Origin of the sequence: Salinivibrio sp. ML290 (assembly GCF_001995695.1) — a bacterium.
Taxonomy (GTDB): domain Bacteria; phylum Pseudomonadota; class Gammaproteobacteria; order Enterobacterales; family Vibrionaceae; genus Salinivibrio; species Salinivibrio siamensis.
Genome location: NZ_MUEY01000012.1, coordinates 57,306 through 78,434 on the forward strand (window position 1 = coordinate 57,306; position 21,129 = coordinate 78,434).

General features: G+C 49.4%; 20 protein-coding genes. 7 read left to right on the forward strand and 13 right to left on the reverse strand.

Features of this window, described 5'->3' with window-relative positions; translation table 11 throughout:
- Positions 1–5 precede the first annotated feature (5 nt).
- The 3 genes from ectA to cspE all read right to left on the reverse strand — a co-directional run bounded on the left by ectA (position 6) and on the right by cspE (position 2,229).
- Complete coding sequence (gene ectA, locus BZG23_RS11720) at positions 6–563, reverse strand: diaminobutyrate acetyltransferase (protein ID WP_046075982.1); 558 nt, start codon at positions 561–563, stop codon at positions 6–8.
- Positions 564–842: 279 nt separating this feature from the next.
- Entirely contained in the window at positions 843–1,838 is a 996-nt protein-coding gene (locus BZG23_RS11730) for a bacteriohemerythrin (protein WP_046075980.1), read from the reverse strand.
- Between the two features lie 184 nt (positions 1,839–2,022).
- The gene (gene cspE, locus BZG23_RS11735; protein WP_025744354.1) at positions 2,023–2,229 is read right to left on the reverse strand and encodes a transcription antiterminator/RNA stability regulator CspE; all 207 of its coding nucleotides are present in this window, start codon (positions 2,227–2,229) and stop codon (positions 2,023–2,025) included.
- Between the two features lie 581 nt (positions 2,230–2,810).
- Here cspE and BZG23_RS11740 point away from each other — a divergent pair.
- Together BZG23_RS11740 and BZG23_RS11745 are read left to right on the forward strand one after the other, a co-directional pair.
- Positions 2,811–3,761: a slipin family protein gene (locus tag BZG23_RS11740; RefSeq protein ID WP_046075979.1), complete on the forward strand. Its 951-nt coding sequence runs from the start codon at positions 2,811–2,813 to the stop codon at positions 3,759–3,761.
- Positions 3,762–3,776: 15 nt separating this feature from the next.
- A complete protein-coding gene (locus tag BZG23_RS11745) occupies positions 3,777–4,247 on the forward strand; it encodes an NfeD family protein (RefSeq protein ID WP_369795717.1) in 471 nt (156 codons plus the stop codon).
- 313 nt (positions 4,248–4,560) lie between these two features.
- On the opposite strand, the gene BZG23_RS16665 is transcribed toward BZG23_RS11745, so the two are convergent.
- Positions 4,561–4,734 (reverse strand): hypothetical protein, encoded by a 174-nt coding sequence (locus BZG23_RS16665; protein WP_167369758.1) that lies wholly within the window; start codon positions 4,732–4,734, stop codon positions 4,561–4,563.
- Positions 4,735–4,997: 263 nt separating this feature from the next.
- Between BZG23_RS16665 and metC the strand changes: the two genes are divergently transcribed.
- Positions 4,998–6,191 (forward strand): cystathionine beta-lyase, encoded by a 1,194-nt coding sequence (metC, locus tag BZG23_RS11750; RefSeq protein ID WP_077607044.1) that lies wholly within the window; start codon positions 4,998–5,000, stop codon positions 6,189–6,191.
- Positions 6,192–6,259: 68 nt separating this feature from the next.
- Here metC and BZG23_RS11755 read toward each other — a convergent pair whose 3' ends face one another.
- The 5 genes from BZG23_RS11755 to BZG23_RS11775 all read right to left on the reverse strand — a co-directional run bounded on the left by BZG23_RS11755 (position 6,260) and on the right by BZG23_RS11775 (position 11,995).
- Positions 6,260–7,858 carry a methyl-accepting chemotaxis protein gene (locus tag BZG23_RS11755; RefSeq protein WP_077579276.1) on the reverse strand — a complete coding sequence of 533 codons (1,599 nt, stop codon included), beginning with the start codon at positions 7,856–7,858 and terminating at the stop codon, positions 6,260–6,262.
- A gap of 238 nt (positions 7,859–8,096) precedes the next feature.
- Complete coding sequence (locus BZG23_RS11760) at positions 8,097–9,335, reverse strand: quaternary amine ABC transporter ATP-binding protein (protein WP_077607045.1); 1,239 nt, start codon at positions 9,333–9,335, stop codon at positions 8,097–8,099.
- A complete protein-coding gene (locus tag BZG23_RS11765) occupies positions 9,328–10,224 on the reverse strand; it encodes an ABC transporter permease (RefSeq protein ID WP_046075974.1) in 897 nt (298 codons plus the stop codon). Before BZG23_RS11765 ends, BZG23_RS11760 begins: the two co-directional genes overlap by 8 nt.
- Before the next feature lie 67 nt (positions 10,225–10,291).
- Positions 10,292–11,287, reverse strand: a complete 996-nt coding sequence (locus tag BZG23_RS11770) for an ABC transporter substrate-binding protein (protein ID WP_077579279.1) — start codon at positions 11,285–11,287, stop codon at positions 10,292–10,294.
- Positions 11,288–11,455: 168 nt separating this feature from the next.
- A complete protein-coding gene (locus tag BZG23_RS11775) occupies positions 11,456–11,995 on the reverse strand; it encodes an isochorismatase family protein (RefSeq protein WP_108743732.1) in 540 nt (179 codons plus the stop codon).
- 159 nt (positions 11,996–12,154) lie between these two features.
- Between BZG23_RS11775 and BZG23_RS11780 the strand changes: the two genes are divergently transcribed.
- Positions 12,155–13,024: a DMT family transporter gene (locus BZG23_RS11780; protein WP_077607047.1), complete on the forward strand. Its 870-nt coding sequence runs from the start codon at positions 12,155–12,157 to the stop codon at positions 13,022–13,024.
- A gap of 23 nt (positions 13,025–13,047) precedes the next feature.
- On the opposite strand, the gene BZG23_RS11785 is transcribed toward BZG23_RS11780, so the two are convergent.
- Complete coding sequence (locus BZG23_RS11785; RefSeq protein ID WP_077607048.1) at positions 13,048–14,031, reverse strand: lipid A deacylase LpxR family protein; 984 nt, start codon at positions 14,029–14,031, stop codon at positions 13,048–13,050.
- A gap of 138 nt (positions 14,032–14,169) precedes the next feature.
- Between BZG23_RS11785 and BZG23_RS11790 the strand changes: the two genes are divergently transcribed.
- From BZG23_RS11790 to viaA, 3 genes are all read left to right on the forward strand, one after another.
- Positions 14,170–15,000 (forward strand): rhodanese-like domain-containing protein, encoded by an 831-nt coding sequence (locus BZG23_RS11790; RefSeq protein WP_077607049.1) that lies wholly within the window; start codon positions 14,170–14,172, stop codon positions 14,998–15,000.
- Between the two features lie 248 nt (positions 15,001–15,248).
- Positions 15,249–16,916: an AAA family ATPase gene (locus tag BZG23_RS11795; protein ID WP_046075969.1), complete on the forward strand. Its 1,668-nt coding sequence runs from the start codon at positions 15,249–15,251 to the stop codon at positions 16,914–16,916.
- Positions 16,903–18,381: an ATPase RavA stimulator ViaA gene (gene viaA / locus BZG23_RS11800; RefSeq protein ID WP_077607050.1), complete on the forward strand. Its 1,479-nt coding sequence runs from the start codon at positions 16,903–16,905 to the stop codon at positions 18,379–18,381. Before BZG23_RS11795 ends, viaA begins: the two co-directional genes overlap by 14 nt.
- Here viaA and BZG23_RS11805 read toward each other — a convergent pair.
- The 3 genes from BZG23_RS11805 to BZG23_RS11815 all read right to left on the reverse strand — a co-directional run bounded on the left by BZG23_RS11805 (position 18,365) and on the right by BZG23_RS11815 (position 21,106).
- Complete coding sequence (locus BZG23_RS11805) at positions 18,365–19,267, reverse strand: EamA family transporter (RefSeq protein WP_077579283.1); 903 nt, start codon at positions 19,265–19,267, stop codon at positions 18,365–18,367. The two genes, viaA and BZG23_RS11805, sit on opposite strands and share 17 nt — an antisense overlap.
- A 136-nt stretch (positions 19,268–19,403) precedes the next feature.
- Entirely contained in the window at positions 19,404–20,198 is a 795-nt protein-coding gene (locus BZG23_RS11810; RefSeq protein WP_046075966.1) for an ABC transporter ATP-binding protein, read from the reverse strand.
- On the reverse strand, positions 20,195–21,106 hold the full coding sequence (locus BZG23_RS11815) for an ABC transporter permease (RefSeq protein WP_046075965.1): 912 nt from the start codon (positions 21,104–21,106) through the stop codon (positions 20,195–20,197). Before BZG23_RS11815 ends, BZG23_RS11810 begins: the two co-directional genes overlap by 4 nt.
- Positions 21,107–21,129 lie beyond the last annotated feature (23 nt).

Genomic DNA, 21,129 nt, shown 5'->3' on the forward strand with positions numbered 1-21,129 from the left:
TCCTGTTATTTTTTGAGTGGAATTCGGAAAAGGTATTCGGTGTCATGTTCACCGTTGAAATGCTCCTGTTCGTCGAGGAACACGGAGCGCTGACCACCTGTACCGTAGAGGCGGTCTACCTTTTTAAACAGCGCCCAAGATCCGGCGTTGTCTTCTGTGATTGTGGTTTCAATGAAGCGAATATTGCTTGAGACTTTACGTGCCATCAGCGCTTCGATCATCGAGAGGGCAAGCCCTTCACCACGTGCTTTGGGTGACACTGCAACCTGCCAGACAAAAAAGGTGTCTGGCTGCTCAGGGCGAATGTAGCCCGAGATAAAGCCTTGTACATCACCCTCTCGCTCTGCAACAACACAGGTCTCTTTAAAGTGTGTCGCCTGTAGGAAGTTGCAATAAGCGGAGTTCACATCCAACGGTGGGCACTGCGTGATTAATCGATAGATGTTGCCGCCATCCTTGATGGCTGGCTTACGAAACACAAACTTCGTGTTGGTCTGGGTCTGTTTACGGTCACGTACCTTGGATTCAAGTACTGCCGTGTCTGTCGTTTTTGATCGCCACATAATTGTTTTGTGCTCTAACGAATTCGTTTTATATAATAGGCGATGAATTTGGTTTATCAACCCCAGATTTTACTGTTGGACTTGTCATCTATAATTAAGTTTATGAAATATATGAATTTATTTATTGTTAAATTTTTTGTGAAAGTAAGTGTTTTGAGGAGTAACATTTACTGGCCTAAAGATGTGGGCAGGTTCCCACATCGAGGGGATGGGCTGAAGGTATGCCTGACGGCCCTAGAAAGGCCGTCTTGGAAGACAATGTAGGTACACTCTCACGTATTAAGGACCTTGCAGTAAAAAATCGCGATACTGAGTATCTTCACGAACGACATGGTGAATCCACCAATAACGCAAAAACTTAAAGAATTCAGAGCGGTATAGCTCTGGGTCGGCTTGGCACTGTAGCAGCACATATTGCGCTTGCCGGGCGAGGCGTTGATGAATCGCAGCATGCTCTTTGTATTTGGGGTAGGCGCGTGCTTCGAGAATATCTTCCTCTAGCTGAAAGTGAGTGTCGATATAGTCACGAAAGCGTTGCGCGAGGGCCTCAAAATCCGTCTTAGTCTCGTCCTCATGGTGATAGGCAATGGCCTCATACGTATCGTTGATGATAGAGAGCAGTTGCTTGTTACTCTCATCCAATGATGGATCCCCCACTGTATACTTTTCTTGCCATCGAATGAATTTTCGATCTTTCGACTCTCCCTTGGGTGAGGGCATGGATGGCTCTTTTGACGTCAGGCCAGGTTGCGCTTCGCCTTGTGGCTCGTTGATGCCTTCTATTTTCTGCTGCTCTTCTTCGGTAAAGACGATGGCCCCGTTATGCTCAAAATCCGTTGATTTGGCGGGGTCTGACTGATACATCTCAAAGTAAAATTTGGGGGGCTTTTTAGCTTTGGTCTGTTTAGAGAGCTGCTTGACACGGTTTTCTAGATCTTGTTTTTTCACCGGTTTAACCATAAAAGCATCGACGTCATAGCGAATGCACTCGCTGATCACTGCCTGAGATGCGTTAGCGGTTAAAATGATAATGGGCGTGTCATGACGCAAATGATAGCGGCCGCTTCGCATGAGGCGTAACATTTCCAACCCGTCAATGGGATCCATTTGTAAGTCGGTAATGATCAGATTGGGCTCTTCATGGTACGCCTTTGATATCGCTTCGGCACCATCTGCGGCCGTGATCACCGACTTAATACCAAGTGCTTGGGCCATCAATCCAATGGTGTCACGAATCATTTCATGATCGTCAACAATTAAACACGGAGATAGCATACGTCCTCCTGACAATGTCTATGTTTTCAGCCTAGTGGATGGTGGCAAGAGCGTCTATAGCGAGTGTGAAAGGAATGCGACCTTGATGAGGTTTCGCTTAAAAATGATGGGGTAGACTAAAGCACAAATGATAGCGACAAAAAAGGCGCCCAACTGGGCGCCTTTCTCTTAAATTTGGTTTGGCTTACAGACGAACGACGTTCGCAGCCTGTGGGCCTTTCTGACCTTGCTCGATATCGAACTCAACCTGTTGGCCTTCTGCTAGTGTGCGGAAGCCTTCACCAACGATAGCACGGAAGTGAACGAATACGTCTGGACCGTTCTCTTGCTGGATAAAACCGAAACCTTTCTCTTCGTTAAACCACTTAACGGAACCATTAGCTTTGGACATGGTGTCTCCTGAATATATTAACTAGGTGTTGCAGTGACGCGAGTGCCGTTAATCGACTCTATGGGCAAATGTAGCGAATATCTTCAGGACAACTAACTTTCCAGCCTAGCGGTAGGGTGTTTCGATGTATCTATATTCAATTGCTGCATAAATTTCCGATTATCGAAGCTGCCAAGCAGCTTCAACAGGACCACGCGTTATTTGCGCGTCAGTTCACTATTGGTTGCAACATGGTGTGTCTACGACCAATAGTTCGTCAACCAACACGGTTGAACACTATCGAGAATACACCCAAAAGAGTGTGAGGTAAATCTATTTTGCGGATGAAAAAGGCAACTTTGTGTGAGCTTGTTGTGAAAATGAGAGCATGGCCTGATAACTGTGTTGTATCGACGCAAAGAGCCTCATAGAAAAGCGATCTAGATTGCGAGGAGTGTCAAATTATCCGTTGGATGATGTCTTTTTATGCTGACAATAACGTATCATAAAATGCGATGAGTAACGCCGTAAACACTTGTGTGCGCGCGTTTGTGTTTGTTTATGCGAGTCATGATTGTGACCCGCAGTGATAGGGCTTCTCCATGGATACGATTTTTTTAGAAACGTCGAGTTTTATTGGCGTCTGGGTAGTGCTGGCGGTCTTAGTGATCGTGGTACTACGCGGTGCGATTAAGTTTGTGCCACAAAACACGGCTTATGTTGTAGAGCGATTTGGTAAGTATTACAAGACGATGGAAGCGGGTCTCAATTTCATCGTGCCATTTATCGATCGTATTGGTTATACCAGAACATTAAAAGAACAAGCATATGATGTACCCAGTCAATCCGCGATCACGCGAGATAACATTTCGCTCGTTGTCGACGGTGTCTTGTACATCAAGGTATTGGATCCGTATAAAGCGTGCTATGGCGTCGATGATTATGTGTACTCCGTGACTCAGCTTGCGCAAACCACCATGCGTAGTGAAGTGGGTAAAATGGAGCTGGATAAAACGTTTGAAGAGCGCGAAAGCTTAAACACCGCGATTGTCTCTGCCATCAATGAGGCCGCTCAGCCATGGGGCGTTCAGGTGCTGCGTTACGAAATCAAGGATATCGATCCACCTCGCTCTGTTCTCGATGCCATGGAACGTCAAATGAAGGCTGAACGAGAGAAGCGTGCGGTTATTCTTGAGTCAGAAGGGGCGCGCCAATCGGATATCAACGTTGCTGAAGGTCAAAAGCAGGCCCGAGTCTTAGCGGCGGAAGCAGAGAAATCTGAGCAAATCTTGCAAGCGGAAGGTGAGGCGCAAGCCATTATCGCGGTTGCCGAGGCGCAAGCCGAAGCACTTGAAATCGTAGGGACACGAGCAATAACAGAGGAAGGCCAAAAAGCCATCCAGTTGGAGCTCGCAGAAAAAGCGATCAAGGCGAAACAGGCGATTGCCAAAGAGTCCTCAGTCGTACTGTTACCTGATTCTGGAACGGGTGCAGCGAATGTGGTTGCAGAAGCGATGACAATTATTGATACACTCAATAAGAGCAAAGCGTAAAACAGGATGTTTAGTGTGAGTATCTACCTCGCAGAATTAACCGTGATTGTGGGCTTGTTACTGTTAGCCGTCGAAGTGTGGCTGCTTGGCTTATCGACCATTGTTTTATTAGCAACCGGTGTTGCTGCCATTTTGGTGGGACTGTTGGCGATGGTCGGTGTTGTACCAGAAACCGTTACGGCGTTATTTAGCAGTACTGGGATCGGTGCAGGCTTGTTAACTGCCATGCTGTGGCGCCCACTTAAACAGCTACAACGCGGCGGACGACGTCCGGATAATCGTCATAGTGATTTTATCGGGTTGATATTGACGCTCAGTGAGCCGTTGAGCCGAGAGCAACCTTCGACGATTAAATACTCAGGCGTCACTTGGCAACTGCGACTCAGCTCGGCCGCCGGTGATTGTACATTGCTGGCTGGCGAACAGGTCAAGGTCGTGGGTGTTGATGTTGGACGATTTACGGTCGAGCCCATATTGCCGGAGTAAGAGACACTCTCAGTATCTCGTCATGACAAATAGACGTTGATGGCATGAAAAATAAAAAGCTCGGTCGCAATGCCGAGCTTTTTTATTGCGTATCAGCCTGTGATTTAGGCTTTTTTTAGTTGCTTTTTGAGCTTCTTCAGCTTAATTTCCTGTTTTGCAACTTTCGCTTTTGCTTTCTTAATCGATTTTTTCAAATCTTTTTTTGACGCTTTTGCCATGGTTTCTCTCCTTATTGATGATTTGCCGAAGCGTTTGCCACTGCAATACAGCTTCAATGCTGTGGACGGGGCCGGCATGTCCACCCCAAGTGTGATCACGATGATTTATTCGTTTCGTGGTCTTTTAAAAACTGTTTAATAAATCGGCGTATTTCCCGTGCTGCGGACGTATCCAGTTCGTCACAGGCCTCTAAGAATGCATCCCGTTGCTCACTATTGATTCTTATCAGTAACTGGCTATCTTTCTTTGTTTTTTCTTTTTTCGCCATGCTAATTCGCCTATCTTTTAGATATACAATGTATATACGTTTTTATGGTAGTGCTAGGAGAGAATGGTGAAATTGTGATCTACTTAGTACTGTAAACAATAGTCAACACGGGTATCAATAGGCTGAACGAGTTAGTGCTGAGCGCTATGACATATAGCCAAATCGATGTCATAAAATTTTATTTGGCCATCTAAATGTCTTTACTGCCTTTATGTAAATCCGTAGGCTATTAGTCAGTCAATCTAGGATGAGTGAAGTGAACGATGGAAAAGAAACACAGTCGTACGCAGCTAATACATGCCGGACGCCGCAAAGCCTATACCCTTGGTGGGGTCAACCCAGTCGTACAGCGCGCCTCTTCAATTGTTTTTGATACATTAGCCGAGAAAAAGCACGCGATTGCCAACCGTCACCAGCAAACCTTGTTCTATGGCAGACGCGGAACCACTACCCATTTTGCGCTTCAAGATGCCATGACCGAGCTTGAGCAAGGAACGGGGTGTGCACTCTTTCCCTGTGGTGCGGCGGCCATCGCAAACAGTATTCTCGCGTTTGTAAAAGCAGGTGACCACATTTTGGTCTCAGGATCAGCGTATGAGCCGACTCAAGATTTTTGTCAGAAAATTCTCGCCGATATGCAGGTGTCGACCGAGTATTTTGATCCTCTCGAGGGCGCGGAGATTGGTCAACGTATTACGCCAAATACACGCGTTGTGTTTCTAGAGTCACCAGGTTCTTACACCATGGAAGTGCACGATACGCCGGCAATCGTTCAAGCGGTAAGAGAAAGAGCGCCAGATGCGATTATCATGATGGATAACACGTGGGCAGCAGGTCGCTTGTATCAACCGTTAACGCAAGGCGTGGATATTTCGATCCAATCTGGGACCAAGTATATTATTGGTCATTCGGATAATATGCTAGGTACCGCTGTTGCCAATGCGCGCTGCTGGCCGACCTTGCGCGAGCGCGCCTATTTAATGGGACAAACGGTCGATCCTGATACCGCTTACCAAGCCGCTCGCGGATTGAGAACCTTGGATGTACGCCTTGCCCAGCATCAGGATAATGCGTTACAGGTAGCCAATTGGCTGAACGAGCAAACCGAAGTAGCCAGTGTGCTCCATCCTGCATTTGCAGATTGTCCTGGGCACCGCTATTTCGCGCGAGATTTTACAGGCAGCAATGGGCTCTTTTCGTTTGTGTTTGATCAGCGTTTGTCTGATGCGCAATTGGACGCTTTCTGTGATCATTTGCAGCATTTCAGTATGGCTTACTCATGGGGCGGCTTTGAGTCGTTGTTGTTGGCCAATCAGCCAGAGCAACTCAATCGCATCCGGCCTGTGGGTAAGGTGGATTTTTCCGGCACACTCGTCAGGCTACATATCGGATTAGAGGACGTTGACGATCTGATTACCGATCTGGCGGCCGGTTTCGCACGCATTAATAATGTCTAATCCACATAGCCCCTGTGAAAAAGGGGCGTCCTCGATGCGCCGCGAAGCGCCCTTATCACATCAAGCTATTAGGTTTGAAATTGGTCAGTTAATTGCGTCAACGCGCTGGATTGGTGGCTTAACTGACCACTGACATTACTGGTGGTATCGATTGCCTCGGTGAGTGATTGGCTACCTTGTTTGAGCGCGCGACGCTGCTGGGTGAGGTGAGCAATTTCTTTATGCTGAGAGCCCAGGGCTGCTTCAACTTCCGCGCTGAGTTGTTCAAGCCCTTGGAAAGTGGTATGCATCTCGCCTAAATAGCCCTGCAGTCGGACACTGGCTTGCTGATTGTCGGCACTGGCTGACTGTGTTTCCGTTAGTAGATTATTGGCGGTATCAACTTGGCCGAGTAAGTCATTGATCCAGTTTCGAATATCGCCAGTTGATTGTGCTGTGCGTTGAGACAAACTTCTCACTTCATCAGCGACGACGGCAAAGCCTCGCCCATGCTCACCAGCGCGTGCCGCTTCAATCGCAGCATTGAGGGCCAGCAAATTGGTTTGCTCTGCAATGCCCTCAATCACATCCATGACGCCGGCAATTTGGTTACTGGTTTGTTTCAAGGTTGCCATAGTACTCGACACGTTTTCCACCACCTTGACGCTATGGGCAATTGAGGCTTCTGTCGCACTCATTTGCGTTTGAATTTCATCATTGTCCTGAGAGACTTTGCCGATGTACTCACGGGTATCATGAATGGCGTTGGCGATTTCTGTGGTTGCGCTTTCCATAACGGTCAGGGATTGCGCGACATCGTTAACGTTTTGCCGTGTTTGCTCGTTAATCGTCGCCACTTGCGTGCTTTGTTGGTCTAAGGTATCTGACTGTTGATCAAGCGCTGATGTCCGCGATTGTATATCGGTGACAAAGTGACTGAACTTATCGAGCAGGTTATTAGATGCCCGAGCGACGGCACTGACTTCATCCTGATACTTATCGAATAAACGCACGGAGAGATCGGAGCGCTTATCGATATCCGTCAGGGATGTGGCAATATGATCCAGGCGCACCACCACGGTTTTTCGTAGCCAAGTCATCAGTACTAAGGCCAGCAATAGTGTGATCCCACAACCGACATAGACGATGTTCGATTGCTGGTGCAAAAAGGTAATAAGCGCGCCGGCAGAGTTTTTCGCGTTATCTTGACGCTCGGTCAGCTTTTCGTTGATGGCCGCTAACATGGGGTCAACGGCAGGGTAGAGGTCAAAGTCCACGAGACGCCCAGCATCGTAAAAGCTTTTACTGTCGACCGTTTTAGCAAGCTTGGTGAGGTATTGGTCGAACTTCTTTTTACCTTCTAGCTGTTCGGCACGCCAGTCCGACAAAGACGGATACTGTGACAACGCTTGCCAGCTCTGTTGATAGCGTTGTTGAAGCTTTTCAAACTCAGGGGTGATCTCGTTCCAGAATAAGACTTGTGCTTTGATTTTTTGCGACAGATTGACGAGGTCGCGGTGATCACGCTCAAGAGCTAAAAGCGCCCATACTTCGGGAAGTTGATGATTTACATATTCGGCTGAGGCATCCGCGGAGCGAGCCGATATCCAAAGTGCGAGACTACCGAGTCCGATGGTCGAGGCGATAAAGAGGGTGAAGGCGATCAATAACCGCTGTCTTACGCTCATGGTACTTCCTGTCAACTGCCTAATCTAAATATGCGCCGCAGCTTAAGGAGCCACTGTTTCAGTAGAATGACAGATGTCTCAGTAATGTGATTTGCGAGTGAAATCACTGTTCATTTTTATGAACATGACGCGGATAGCGTCAGTGACGAGGCTGAAAAATGGTGCAGAAAAGCGCGACAACAAAAAAGCGCCCCGCCTGAGCGGGACGCGTTCACAGTCAGCGAGAGTGCGTTATTGGCTAACTGGCTTTTTTCGTTGAGTCTTTGTCGTCAGGTGCGCCTGCGTGTTTGTGGCCACTTTCACTGAGAATACTGGCCACTGTTTGCCGTGAGAGGTGCCCAATTAGCTCGCCTTGATTATCAAAGACGGGTAGCGGCCATTTTGACTCCAACGTATCTGGGATGACGGTTTCCAATAACGAGTCTTGCTCAATGGCAGGCACGTCTTCGAGAAGACTTGCCTCGATATCACCGTTTGGATCTTTGTCACTGAGGTTTTTTTGACTCAGGGTGCCTTGATAGCCTTCTTCTGTGATGTAATAGCCATAGTTGGCCTTTTGCTGACGCATCTGCTGAATCGCATCGCCAATCGTGTTGGCACTGATACGACAGATTTGTGGCTGCATCACGGTTTCGACCGTTAATGCGCGAGCACGGTTGACGTCTTTCACGAAAGCCTCGACGTAGTCATCGGCCGGTTGGAGCAATATATCGACAGGCTCTCCGACTTGTACGAGCTTACCATCACGTAAAATGGCAATACGGTCACCAAGCCTCAATGCCTCGTCCAGATCGTGAGTGATAAAAATGATGGTTTTGTGCAATTTTTCCTGTAATTCAATCAGCTGGTCTTGCATCTCGCTGCGAATGAGGGGGTCAAGGGCAGAAAATGCTTCGTCCATTAGCAAAATTTCTGCATCCGTGCAGAGGGCGCGTGCAAGGCCGACACGTTGTTGTTGCCCACCAGATAATTGTGCCGGATATTGATCGGCGTAGCCGTCAAGACCCACAGTCGACAACCATTGTTCCGCTTTTTGATCGCGTTGCGCTTTTCCCTCTCCTTGGATTCGCAAACCAAATCCAACATTTTCTCTCACTGTACGGTGAGGGAGTAGGCCAAAACGTTGAAACACCATGGACATCTTATGGCGTCGAAACGCCTGCAACTCTTTTTGCGAGTGCTTCATGATATCGGTGCCTTCGACGCGGATTTCACCCTCGGTGGGATCAATCAAGCGATTGAAATGACGAATTAAGGTTGATTTTCCAGAGCCCGACAGGCCCATGATCACAAAGACCTCACCGCGGCGAATGGATAGATTAATATCACTGAGTCCAATGGTATGCCCTGTTTCTTGTAATAAGGCATCTTTACTTTTTCCTGCTTTGACCGCAGGCATTACCTTTTGCGGGTGGTCGCCAAACACTTTATATAGGCCTTGGATCTCAATTAAGGTGTCCTGGACTGGCTTAGTCATGATCGCCTCCTTTGAGATGCTGCTGGGAACGTTTGGCGTAGCTTTGAGACACACGATCGAAAATAATCGCAATCACCACAATGGCGAGACCATTGAGAAGGCCCAAGGTAAAGTATTGGTTAGTAATCGATTTAAGTACAGGCTGTCCAAGGCCCGAAACACCAATCATCGAGGCAATGACCACCATCGCCAGTGCCATCATAATGGTTTGGTTAATGCCTGCCATAATGGTTGGCATTGCTAGGGGGAGCTGGATCTGGAATAAACGCTGAAAACCATTGGCGCCGTAGGCTGTAGCTGCCTCTAACACATCTTTGTCTACTAACCGGATCCCCAGGTTTGTCAAACGAATCACCGGAGGAATCGCATAGATAACCACCGCGATCACCCCGGGAATCTTGCCAATACCCAGCAACATCACCACTGGGATGAGATACACGAAGGCGGGCATGGTTTGCATAATATCCAGTAACGGCGTGACCACGGCTTGGGTACGATTGGACTTGGACATGGCAATGCCTATCGGCACACCCACGCCAATAGCGACCAGTGTACACACTAAAATGATACTCATGGTGCTCATGGTATCTTCCCACATACCCAAATAGGCAATCAGGGTGAAAGAAACAACCACAGCCGTGGGGAGCTTCCAAGAGCGACTGGCGAGGTATGCAATACCGGCAAGTACGGCAATCACCAGCCACCAAGGTGTGGCGAGGAGTAAGTCTTCGAACCAAACTAGAAAGTGGAGGAGGGGGTCAAAGAAGGCTTCAATACCTTCACCATATTCGCGGGAGAAGTCGCGATACGCGCCGTCGAGTGTTTGTCGAATAGCGAGCAGATCACGCCTGCTCATTTCTGGCACTTCCGTTAGCCATGAATCAGCCATTGTTATTGTTCCTATACTGCTTAAGGAGAGCCAGCGCAGCGGCAGCTCTGCGCTGGCTGTTTCAACGTTACAGGGCGTCTTTTACTTTTTCAGCGACGTCACTGGGTACCCACTGGGTCCAAATGTCTTCATGATTGATGAGGAAATTGGTCATCGCATATTCCCCATCGGCCTGGTTTTCTTCCATCCAGGCAAGTAAGCCATTCATTTGATCGTTGGTGAAGCCACGCTCTTTCAAGTAAGTCAGCGCTTCGGGGGCGCGAGTGGCAAAGCGTTCTGTTACCACGGTATCAACGTCAGCCGCCGGATACATGGTTGCTTGCGGGTTCATACAATCGTTCGAGGTAATACAGTCCTTGTAGTGCTGTACGTCTGTTCCTGTCTCAAAGTCCACTTTTACCATGTCATATTTGCCCAACACAGCAGTGGGTGCCCAATAATAGCCAAACCACGCTTCTTCTCGTTCGTAGGCTTTGGCGATTGAACCTGCAAGGCCTGCACCAGAGCCCGGATCGACAATTTCGAAGCCGCTGTCAGCCAACTCTAAAGCTTCAAACTGGTTTTCTGAGGTAATTTGGCAGTTCCAGCCCGCGGGGCAGCCATAAAAAGCGGATTTGGAGGCATCTTCTGGATGAGGAAATAAATCAGCATTCGCTTTGATCCCTGAAATGGTCTTCAACTCAGGATGTTTTTCGACCATGTAGCGTGGAACCCAAAACCCTTCTTCGCCGCCTTCAACAAATGCACTACCGGCGTAGCGAACTCGACCCTCGTCGATACCGCGCTGCAGGCCTTCACGCATCGAGTTACTCCAAAACTCGGGAGCAATGTCGGGTTCACCTTTTTCAATCATCGAGGTGCCCGTTGGCATGGTATCACCAGGGACAAGCTCGGCATCGCAGCCGTAGCCATGCTCTAAAATAAACTGATCGATGTTGGCAATCAGGCTAGCAGAATTCCAATTCATATCGGCGATAGTGACTTTGCCACAGTGGTGGTCATCTGCGCTGGCCGGTAATGCCGAGAGCGAGAGAATAGCGGCTGAGAGTAGTCGTTTGTACATATGCTTCCTTTCCTTTTCAAACATGCGTCCCAAATAATATTAGACCACTAATTAAATTGTTAGGAGGCAAAATGAGGCATCAGTCTCACTTTGCCGTTTTGCAGATCCGAAATTTGCGCATTATGACCACTACTACGTGATATCAATCATTAGAGATCTACTGAGTGCTTACTTGATGAGTGACAAAAACGCTTTAAAGTCCGACCCCCCTGCATGTTGTTGCCACTCAAACAACAAGGCTTCGACCACGGTGATCCAAGCACCATGCTGCTGCATCATTGCGATGCCACTTTGATGGTGTGCAGGATGACAGGATGACATCCCGTCCGTGACAAGATGCACATGGTAGTGATGGCGAAGCAGATCACAGGCGGTTTGATACACACAAATATGTGTTTCAATGCCGCAAAGAATCACCTGTTTACGGTTCAGTGAACGCAATGTCTGCGCTACACGAGGCTCGGCAAAGGCACTAAAGGTGTGTTTGGCAACGGGCGTGTTGTTTGGCATGAGGTCGGCGAGCGCCGACGTTGTTGCACCAAGCTTTTCAGGCAGTTGTTCTACCCAAACGACAGGCACATCGAAGTGTTCGCAACCGCGCACTAATTGGGCCACTTTTTGGTGTAATTCCTCGCTACCCACCACTTTTTGCGCCAGCTTACCTTGTATATCAATCAACAAAACGACGGCATTTTCGGTATTAATCATTCTAGTATCCCCCTGTTTTACCAATAAATAAGCATAGCAGCTCCACTTCATTGCGCTGGCGAAGTTCGCCCTCAACTATTTATCTTTCAATAAAGATACTTGATGTTGATCAATGTGTCGGCTAGTCTATCTTCACATAAAGATAAATGGAGACAGGTTATGCATTATTTCATCGCGATTCTCGCCCCCATTTTTTGGGGAAGTACTTATTCGGCGGTTGCATTGTACTTGGGGGATCTTTCCCCTTACTGGATGGCGGTCTGGCGGGCGCTGCCTGCAGGGATCTTAATGCTGTTGATCAGTCGCCGTGGTTTACCCTTGAGTTTGCCGAGAATGCTCGCAGTGAGCTTTTTCAATATTGCTGCTTTCTTTTTACTGCTATTTATCGCGGCATATCGACTACCGGGCGCGGTGGCGGGGACGTTAGGAGCCACCTTACCGCTCGTTCTGATGCTGTTGCAGTGGTTAACCGAAGGAAAACGGCCAGAGCCTAAGCTGCTTAGCTTGGCAGTACTCGGGCTATTGGGAGTGGGATTGTTGCTGAATCCATCCACAGACATCGATTGGGTGGGAGCGGGCGCAATGCTATTAGCAACCTTCTTTGTCGCGCAGTCAACATTGTGGATGAAGCGATGGGAAGCGAAAGATATTTTTGGTCTGACCGCATGGCAGTTAGTTCTTGGTGGCGTGATGCTCGTGCCGTTTGCATGGGGCTTGGCTGGGCCGCCGCAAGCGCCAACACTAGACGCTTTACCAGGTCTAGCGTGGATAATCGTACTGAATACCGCCGTTGGCTATTGGGCTTACATTCGCTCAATTACCGTGCTGGGCCCCAATCGTCAGTCGATCATCATGTTCCTCAATCCGCTTACGGCCGTAACCCTGGGGGTACTCTGGATTGATGAGACGCTACAACCGCTGCAATGGTTGGGTATTGCGATGATTCTCGCGTCTTTGTTGTGGATGAAATTCTCCGATAAATTGGCGCTACCGCGTAGTGCGAAAACGGCGGCGGCTCCCTCAAGATAATGGAAAAGGGAATGACACTATCGCTAATAGCGATAGTGCACTGTCCAAGACACGTAACTGTAGGTGTTATCGATAGCTTGTTCATAATCTTTGGTATGCAGTACGACACTGATATCCGTGCCCCAGCGAGGTTGATAAAACGCTACCCCAGCTGCGGCACTGGCTTGCCAATGCGTCATATCGATGTCTGCATTTTCTGGCGGCTTATCGCCATTGATGGTGATGTCATTGGCACGGTAGCGACCTTGGATAGCCGTATACAAGAAGGCACCTTGTTCACTGGCTTCAAATAAGCGGCTATCGAGGTGCCGGCCGGGCTCATAACTGATTCCTCCATACGTGTTGGCGAGATCCAGCCCCACTCGGTAGCTAAGGCCTGCTGACAGCTCACTACGGAAGTTGCCAATATCCGCACGTCCAGTCACTCCCCATTCTTGATGCTCGCTACGGTGTAAAAGCTGGTGCCGCTCATAGGCAAGCTGTGCCACCGGGGTATTTTCCACTTGATAGTCCCAGCCTTTAGGATCGGGAGAGTCAATGACATCATGCACATAAGACTGCCCTTCTTCCGTTTGTGACGCGGGACCAACCATACCAAGCATCAGTGACCACTTATCGACCCGTTCTGGCGTCTGCTGATAGATACCGGGCTCGATAAATATCAACCCTGCATAAGGGCGTTCATCGGGTTGAGGTTTTTTCAATTCGATATCATTGGGCGTCCACATCATTTGCCCAATATCCACACTCCAGCCTTGCCTTGCCGACTCGTTGAGCGGAAGTTGCTCGGCAAACCAACGAATAGGCGTGACAGACGCACGAGTGAGATCATCTGACCAATCCGCATGCCAATGCGCATAAACACCACTGGTGTATTGGTTGTCGACCCCTAATGGGCTGTCGTTTTCAATCGTTAATCCAAAGCCAGCCGCCAAGGCCGTGCTAGGCGCGAATAGCAAAGTGGGAAACAGTAAAATAGTGCCACTGATCACGCGAGACGGTGTCATTCACATCCTCATTTAGTTGCATCTTCAATGCGAGGCTCTCAGTATGAGTAAAAACGCAGGCTGACACCAGATGAGAAAGGTCAATATCTTGTGAAAGAGTGGTAAGCCGTCAATCAACGATGAAAAGGAACCGTCAAAATGTCAGTGTTTGTAACCGCCGAATGGCTGGCTCAGCGCCTCGATACCGTGATCCCTGTCGACGCCAGTTGGTTTATGCCTGATGTGTCGAGGGATAGCGTTCAAGAGTGGCAACAACGTCGGATTCCGGGGGCCGTTTTTTTTGACTTCGACAGTCGTATCAAAGACCCCACGTCTAGCCTGCCCCATATGTTGCCTGATGAAGAGCGCTTCGCCCAGCATATGGGCGCATTAGGCATTGCGTCGCAAGATACCCTGGTGGTGTATGACACCCAAGGATTGTTTTCAGCGGCGCGTGCTTGGTGGATGTGTAAAGTGATGGGTCATCAAAATGTGTTTATCCTAGATGGTGGGTTACCTGCATGGATGGCCTCAGAGGGGCTGATTGATAATACCCCGCCGCAGCCACGTGTCGAAGCGACCTATCAGACGCAGTTTAAACCGTACCGCTACATGGATGGTGCCACCTTGGCAGACAAACTCGCCGTGATGAATGTGATTGATGTTCGTCCTGAAACACGCTTTTATGGCAACGCCCCTGAACCGAGAGAGGGGATTCGTAGTGGTCATATGCCTGGCGCCACGAATCTTCCCTTTGCCACGTTGACCGACCCACGAGGCTTTGTGATCAGTGAGCGTGAAGCGCGATCGACCGTGTTACCCCACTTAAGTGATACGCGGGTTAACGTAGTAAGTTGTGGCTCGGGGGTTACCGCGTGCATTTTGGCCGCTGTGGCTGAGCACTACTTCGCCTACCCTGTGGCGGTTTACGATGGATCATGGACTGAGTGGGGTGGCCACTCACACTGGCCCGTAGTGAAAGCAGGTTAATTATCAAGCAATGACAAGAAGGGGTGTCGCAAGATTGACTTGAGAGTGATCTATGTCACTATCTGACAAGTGCGCTAATGATATATCGATATATTAATTAATATTAGTTTACATAATAGTGTGTTTTTTGTGCAGTTGGTCAGCTGGTTAATGGCAAATAGCGCTTGGCTTGCCATGATTAATCAACAAGCGCTTCGTGGTTWTCAAGCACAAAATACCCTGTATAGCGATGAAAATCGGAGTATCACTTGTCTCAAAATCTTGCCACCGTCAGTCAACGTGCTTTGCTACCTGAGCGTATAGCCAGCCTCATCAATGCGCTTTCCAGTGGGGTGTACGAGCGCGAACATACCATCAAGATGTGTCTGCTGGCCGCGCTTGCCGGTGAAAGTATCTTCTTACTTGGCCCGCCCGGGATTGCGAAAAGTTATATCGCTAAACGATTGATCGAGGCGTTTGATAACAGCCAGTTTTTTGAGTATTTGATGACCCGGTTTTCCACGCCGGAAGAAGTATTTGGCCCGCTCTCGATTCAGGCGCTGAAAGATGAGGGCAAATATGTACGCTTGACCGATGGCTATTTGCCTAACGCCGACGTTGTCTTCTTGGACGAAATATGGAAAGCAGGGCCGGCTATCCTCAATACCTTGCTGACCGTGGTCAACGAACGCACCTTTAAAAATGGCGAGCATGTTTATCCTGTTCCTATGCGTTTATTAGTGACAGCGTCCAACGAATTACCCGAGCCGGACAGTGGGCTCGATGCCTTGTACGATCGCATGTTGCTACGAGTGTTCGTCAATCGGATCCAAGAGAAGAAAAACTTCAAACTGATGCTTACCGAGCCCAGCCAGGATGAGGCAACGGTGGCCGATAAGTTGAAAATTAGCCATCAAGAATATCAGCATTGGCAGACCATTATTCCCACACTGGATCTGCCTGATGCGATATTCGAAAAACTCTACACCCTAAAACAACGGGTAGAAAATGCCGGCAGTGAGCAATCACAATTCGACCCAAGTGAGCTTTACGTGTCGGATCGCCGGTGGAAAAAGGCAGTGCGTTTGCTAAAAGCGGCCGCTTTTTTCAATGGTCGTGACGAAGTCGCGCCACTGGACTTATTGTTACTGGAAGACTGCCTATGGCATAGCCCAGAATCGCGCGATGTGGTGCAAACGGTAATGCAGGCATTTGCCAAAGAAGTGCTGTTCGATCAACAAGAAGTACTCGCCTTGATCGATGACGTCAAAGTGGCATTAGAAGAGATTGAGCAAGATACGGCTGAGGCGCTGACCTATCGACAAGATACGGCCACCGCTGGACTCACGCGCAAAGCAATGATTGACGTGAGTCAGTCGCCTCGCTTCACGGTCAACCAAAGTCGAGATTTGGTTCGTTTTGTCCTACTTCGGGCCAACCCATCGGTTTCAGAGCAAGAAAAAGGTGACAGTCGCTGGGTGTATCTCGATGCGGCCGACATTGAGAAAAAGTTGAAAACAGGCAGCACAGACTTGTATGGCTATGTGAATAAAAACAATCATCTGTGCCGGCTCACGTTAGAGTGGGATGCGCAGCACGCCTTGGTCATTAAAGATATCGCTAATCGACCTGTACCTATGGCTTTGGTGGGGGTTAACGATCCGAGCGAATCGCAGCTAGCAGATTGGAAGCAACAAACCGATCATGCGCTTGAACAATTGCAGCATGCGCAGTTTTTAATTCGTCGCGCGCGCAGTCAACTCAATGCCGGATTACCGCATTTATTTGCGCAACCGGATCTGCTGGAAATCGCATCAGCGAGTTTGGTGGATGTGGAACATGAGGTAAAAACGCAGATTGATAACCTAGAGCGTCAAGTTAATCGTTTAGCGCGCTTAGGTGAGTTCTTCTCAGGAGCGAGCCATGCTGAGTGCTGAGAGCTTGAACATGGGGTTGATGCTCGCGGAGTCTGGGTTACTGGATGCGGCGATGACAGAGTTGATGTCTCACCCCCAGTTACTCGTGTTGACGGAACGAAGCCCAGCGATTAAGCGAGCCGTAAAAAAACAGCTTCAGCGCTGGCGAGGGCAAACGAAACGCAAGCTGGTGCAGCAAGGGCTGTCAGCTTCCTTGAAGCAAGAAATTCAATACTACGAGCAGGCCACCGAAAAAACCGCGCGCGCGTTTGAAAAAGAGATTGATACTTTACTGAGCCAATTAAAATCGGTTTCTTCGTTCTATCCGCAGGCGGAAAAGCTCGCCGCCCATCAAGCTCAGCACGCCGATCCCATGTTTCAGTCGTACTTTTGCAATAAATGGCACGCGCATTTAAAAGCCGAAATACAAAAAAATCAGTCCGACAGTGTTGAGGCGCAAAAACAAAAGCTCTTGGAAGATTTGTACCGCCGGATTTCAACCTATCAGCAAATGGATGGCGTTGACCAGTCGGGCGATATCAGCAAAGTGGGGCGGCTGTGGGATATGGCGGCGAGCTCTCTTTCTCAGCAAGACGTCACCTTGCTTAAACGGTTTATTGCTTTTCTAGAGAAAAACCCAGAGCTTCAGGCAATCGCGGAACAACTCGGGCGCATGGCCAATCAGGTGAATCTTTCTGGGCCAAGCCAACAGCCCACTGAGACACTGAAAACCAAACCAGAGCGTCAGGTGGATGTGCCGGACGATATCACGGGGATTTGCCAAAGTGATCGGGTTGATCGCTTGTTGCCCAATGAAGCCGTGTTGCTCGCGGATCCGGCGCTTGAAGTAGTGTTTTACAAGCAACTGGTAGACAAACAGCTCCTCAATTATCAGTTTTCTGGTAAGGCCTACCGTCGTAAAAAAGTGGAGACGCACGCGCCTAGTCAATCTATGCCTGAAAAAAAGAAAGGGCCGTTTATCATTGCGGTGGATGCCTCTGGCTCCATGAGCGGTTTTCCAGAGCAGTGTGCTAAAGCCCTCGCGTATGTGTTGATGCGTATTGCCGCCACTGAGCACCGAGACTGTTACGTGATGCTCTTTTCCACGGACCATATTAGCTACGAGTTAACCGGTGAGCGCGGTTTGCAAGAGGCGATGAGCTTTCTCTCTTACCGTTTTCATGGCGGCACGGATATGACGCCAGTCATTGATAAAGCGCTCAACCTGATGGAAAGCGATCGCTATCAAAACGCCGATCTGGTGGTCGTGTCAGACTTTATCGCGCCTAAGCAATCGGATGCGATGATCAACAAGGTTGAGGCACTGAAAGCCAACCACAATCGCTTTCATGCCGTAAGCTTGTCCAAATATGGCAACCCCAGCCTAATGGCCATGTTTGATCACTGCTGGCGGTATCAGCCGTCACTCGGTGGCAGGCTGCTGAGTCAGTGGTGGCCGGGCAAATCATTTACAGCGCAGAAGTAGGTCTGGCACGCGCTTTTAGTCCCAACCAGCGACCAATGCGCCGACCCAACACAGACAGGCTCAAGCCAGAGACAATCAAGGCCGCGCCAACCCACTCAATCATCGATAAGGTTTCTCCCAACCCGATTGACGCTGCCGCCATACCGACAATTGGGATCAATAGCGCAAACGGGGTGACCGAGGCTGAGGTGTGCTGGTTGAGCAACCACCCCCAGATAGCGAATGCAACTAACGTCGACAAGTAACCCACGTAGGCCACAGAGACCCAACCTGATAACGGTGTGGCTTGCAACAAGGCAATAGGCTGGTGGGTCTCAAACCAATACGAGAGGGCAAACAGTGGTAGCGGTGGGATTAAGCTCACCCAAACCATAAAATGCATCAGGTTAACGCCTGGCATTTGTTTCATCACCATGTTGGCGACTGCCCAGAAAAAGCCAGCGGCAACAATCATCGCCACGCCCGTGAGTGTCGCGCTTCCCGTAGAGGCAACAAAAAATAGCCCAAACCCGGAAAAAGCCACGATAAGTCCGATGCGTTGCGGCACGGTAACATGCTCTTTAAGCACCAGAGCGCTTAGCCCGATAGTAAAAATGACCTGTGACTGTAAAAGTAGGGAAGCGATGCCGGCTGATGCATCGTCTTGCATGGCAATAAACAGCAAACTAAATTTAATGACGCCTAGGCTCAGTCCCACGGCGAATAGTTGCCACAGTTTTACCTTAGGGCGCGGAATAAAAAATACCGCCGGCAAGGCGACGATAAAAAACCGTAACCCTGAGAACAAAATGGGTGGCAAGGTTTCCAGCCCAACTTTAATGACGGAAAAGTTGACGCCCCAGATCAGTACGACCAATAAAGCGAGCAGAACGCTTTGGATGTTCATAGTCAGTCCCTTACTAAGATACCGCTACCCTAGCATGGAATACTGGCTATCACGAAAAATCTGGCAACAAGAATAGAAAATTGGGCGCTTATTCGAAAATAAGCGCCGTCTGTTTTCCTTGATGTGAAAGGCTGAGTTAGCCGAGCAGCAAACTGTCGTCGGCAAGGGTTTCGCCACGGACTTTATTGAACATTTCCAGCAGATGCGGGACATCCATATTTTTGCGTTCATCACCGTGCACATCGAGAACAATATTGCCTTGGTGTAACATCACGGTGCGATCGCCACAGGCCAAGGCATCTTTCATTGAGTGAGTGACCATCATCGCCGTGAGGTTAAACTCATTGACGATGGTTTTGGTCAAATCAATCACGAATGCGGCCATACGTGGATCCAGCGCTGCGGTGTGTTCATCAAGCAGTAAGAGCTTACTGTCTGACAGTGTTGCCATGACCAAACTTACCGCCTGGCGTTGGCCCCCTGAAAGCAGGCCGATGCTGTCACCGAGCCTATCTTCTAACCCTAACCCCAAAATCGCAATGCGCTCTTGGAATAATTGACGCCGTTTACTGCCAAGCGCACGCGTCCAGCCCCGGCCTTTTCCACGCCGATAGGCTAGGGCTAAGTTTTCCTCAATGGTTAACGAGGCACACGTACCCGCGAGTGGATCTTGAAACACCCGAGCGGCGAGGGTGGCTCGTTGGTGAACGGCTTTTTTCGTCACATCGATGTCGTCAATCATGACCTGACCACCAATCATCGGGGTTTCACCTGTCACTGCACCCAACAAGGTCGACTTCCCCGCGCCATTGGAGCCAATGATGGTGACGAACTCTTTTTCAGGAATCGTGAGATTAACGCCTCGTAACGCGCGGTTCTCCAGCACGGTCCCAGGATTAAAGGTGACTTGAATGTTGTTAAGCGAGATCATCCTGACACCTCCGCCTGTTTCGCACGTTTTGACTTTTGATATTGCTGGCGCATTTTAGGCGCAATGAGCGCAACGGCAACCAGTACCGCGGTCACCAAGTTGAGATCAGAGGCTTGCAAGCCAAACATGCCACTCGACAGCGCGAATGCGACGGCGAGACGATAGAGGATAGAGCCTAAAATAACCGCGATAACGGCTACCCAGACTTTACGCCCAGGGATGAGCGTTTGTCCCAATATCACCGCAGCGAGCCCCACCACAATGGTGCCGACGCCAGAGGTTACATCCGCAAAGCTATTGGTTTGCGCAAATAGTGCCCCCGCAAAGCCGACAAAGGCGTTGGATAGCGCAAGACCAAAGTAGGTATACATCGCGGTACTCCCACCTTGGGCTTTCACCATCCGTGCGTTGACCCCGGTGGCACGTAGCCCAAGACCGAAGTCACTGGCCAATAAGCGGATGACGAGGAGGCCACTAATAATCACTAATACGCCCACCACTAAGGGGCGAAGATAGGCTGGGGCAATCCCGAGTGATTCGAACGGGGTGAGGATGGTTTCTTCCCCGAGCAAAGCGATATTGGGGCGCCCCATAATACGGATGTTGATAGAGAAAGCGGCAATCATGGTCAAAATACTCGAGAGTAAATTGAGGATGCCGCATTTTACGGTCAAAAAAGCGGTGACGAGCCCAGTGATCCCCCCGGCCAAAATAGCCACTGCCGTCGCTAGCCATGGGTTATAGCCAGCGACGATCATGGTTGCTGCGACGGCAGCACCCATTGGGAAGCTGCCGTCAACGGTCAGATCAGGAAAATCCAAAACACGGAATGTCAGATAGACCCCGAGAGCGACCAAGCCATAGATCAGCCCAACCTCTAAGGTGCCGAAGAACGCAATTGCAGTCATTTACTACTCCAAGACTGATACAA

Coding starts and splice junctions, on each gene's coding strand:
- ectA (WP_046075982.1), bottom strand. CDS start 563: ATGTGGCGATCAAAAACGACAGACACGGCAGTACTTGAATCCAAGGTA.
- BZG23_RS11730 (WP_046075980.1), bottom strand. CDS start 1,838: ATGCTATCTCCGTGTTTAATTGTTGACGATCATGAAATGATTCGTGAC.
- cspE (WP_025744354.1), bottom strand. CDS start 2,229: ATGTCCAAAGCTAATGGTTCCGTTAAGTGGTTTAACGAAGAGAAAGGT.
- BZG23_RS11740 (WP_046075979.1), top strand. CDS start 2,811: ATGGATACGATTTTTTTAGAAACGTCGAGTTTTATTGGCGTCTGGGTA.
- BZG23_RS16665 (WP_167369758.1), bottom strand. CDS start 4,734: ATGGCGAAAAAAGAAAAAACAAAGAAAGATAGCCAGTTACTGATAAGA.
- metC (WP_077607044.1), top strand. CDS start 4,998: ATGGAAAAGAAACACAGTCGTACGCAGCTAATACATGCCGGACGCCGC.
- BZG23_RS11755 (WP_077579276.1), bottom strand. CDS start 7,858: ATGAGCGTAAGACAGCGGTTATTGATCGCCTTCACCCTCTTTATCGCC.
- BZG23_RS11760 (WP_077607045.1), bottom strand. CDS start 9,335: ATGACTAAGCCAGTCCAGGACACCTTAATTGAGATCCAAGGCCTATAT.
- BZG23_RS11765 (WP_046075974.1), bottom strand. CDS start 10,224: ATGGCTGATTCATGGCTAACGGAAGTGCCAGAAATGAGCAGGCGTGAT.
- BZG23_RS11770 (WP_077579279.1), bottom strand. CDS start 11,287: ATGTACAAACGACTACTCTCAGCCGCTATTCTCTCGCTCTCGGCATTA.
- BZG23_RS11775 (WP_108743732.1), bottom strand. CDS start 11,995: ATGATTAATACCGAAAATGCCGTCGTTTTGTTGATTGATATACAAGGT.
- BZG23_RS11780 (WP_077607047.1), top strand. CDS start 12,155: ATGCATTATTTCATCGCGATTCTCGCCCCCATTTTTTGGGGAAGTACT.
- BZG23_RS11785 (WP_077607048.1), bottom strand. CDS start 14,031: ATGACACCGTCTCGCGTGATCAGTGGCACTATTTTACTGTTTCCCACT.
- BZG23_RS11790 (WP_077607049.1), top strand. CDS start 14,170: ATGTCAGTGTTTGTAACCGCCGAATGGCTGGCTCAGCGCCTCGATACC.
- viaA (WP_077607050.1), top strand. CDS start 16,903: ATGCTGAGTGCTGAGAGCTTGAACATGGGGTTGATGCTCGCGGAGTCT.
- BZG23_RS11805 (WP_077579283.1), bottom strand. CDS start 19,267: ATGAACATCCAAAGCGTTCTGCTCGCTTTATTGGTCGTACTGATCTGG.
- BZG23_RS11810 (WP_046075966.1), bottom strand. CDS start 20,198: ATGATCTCGCTTAACAACATTCAAGTCACCTTTAATCCTGGGACCGTG.
- BZG23_RS11815 (WP_046075965.1), bottom strand. CDS start 21,106: ATGACTGCAATTGCGTTCTTCGGCACCTTAGAGGTTGGGCTGATCTAT.